Consider the following 1204-nt stretch of genomic DNA (forward strand, 5'->3'; position numbering starts at 1 on the left):
CTTAGTTCATCTAGATACTTTTTGTAGGGAAATCTAGCATTCTTAATTCTGTTTTTCTTGCCATTTTCCTTTCTCATATCATAGGCTTCTATTAAGATATCTCTTAAGAATTCTTCATAGGGTTTATCAAATTTGTATGCTTCTTCAATGCTCATCTTTAACCCTTGATTCACACCTGGAATCTTCAGTTCTGATACATATTTTTTAATTTCTTGTAATATTTCATTCAATTTTCATACCTCCCTATTGGTTTTAAGTTAAACAAATCATTTAATATTGAGATTTGCTTTAATGATGCATTTTGTATTGATATATCCTTAGTTTCTAAGGATTCTTTATCCATTGGAAGTTTGAAAATTATATTTTTAATATTATCTGTTGTTACTAATTCTTTCTTTATTTTCCTTAATTCTTCTACTGCTTTTAATACGCTGTCTAAATCTTTTTCCTTTATTAATTCCAAAAGTTCTATGAAATCTCTTGGATTACTGGTATAATATTCTTGATATGTTTCTTGAAGCTCTGGGCTAAGCTGGTGTCTACCAACACTTGCGTGTAATGCTCCAGGCTTCTTTTTTAATGTATGAATAAAATGATTTATATCTATACTCCAATAATGGGCTTGATATGACCTCTTATGTTCAGCTATCTTATTATCTTTGTAATATATTTCTATTATCTCTGGATATATTTTTACATTTACAAATTTACCTACTAGATAATCTGGTACTGAGTATTTATTTTGATCTATGGTTATTACACTATACTTATTAACCCTTGCTTCAACTCTTCTAGAGGCATCATAGGGTGGCTTTAACGGTATTAGATAAGCCATTTCTTGATTTAATATATCTAAGGGACTTTGATTTTGTAACCAGTTTCTTTTTTTAGAATTAAGTTCTAATAGTTTCTCACCAAGGTAAGTATTTGCTTCTTCTATAGACTCAAAGTCAGTTTGACTTGAAAATGCTTTTCTTCTAACATATTCAATCCCTTTTTCTACATGACCTTTTTCATTTCCTTTAGCCACATTGCAGAACCTGTATTTAAACCCATAGTAAATTGATATTTTAATTAAATCCTCTGTAGCTTCTTTCTCATTTCTTCCAACAAACCTTCTTACGGCCTGCTTTAGATTATCATAAACTAATTCTCTATGGACCCCACCCATACGATTAAAGGCCCTAACATGAATATCTAAAAA

1 protein-coding gene and 1 pseudogene are annotated in these 1204 nt (G+C 29.7%); both read right to left on the reverse strand.

The genetic code is table 11. The annotated features are described in order from the left end of the window. Positions 1-230, reverse strand: a pseudogene (locus FYJ83_RS19545) (AAA family ATPase); the annotation flags it as partial. Then, the coding region (locus FYJ83_RS19815) for a transposase (protein WP_195838082.1) at positions 227-1204 on the reverse strand (978 nt) is incomplete at its 5' end. The gene FYJ83_RS19815 and the pseudogene FYJ83_RS19545, both read right to left, overlap by 4 nt.

This window comes from Tissierella pigra, assembly GCF_009695605.1.
Classification (GTDB): Bacteria; Bacillota; Clostridia; order Tissierellales; family Tissierellaceae; genus Tissierella; species Tissierella pigra.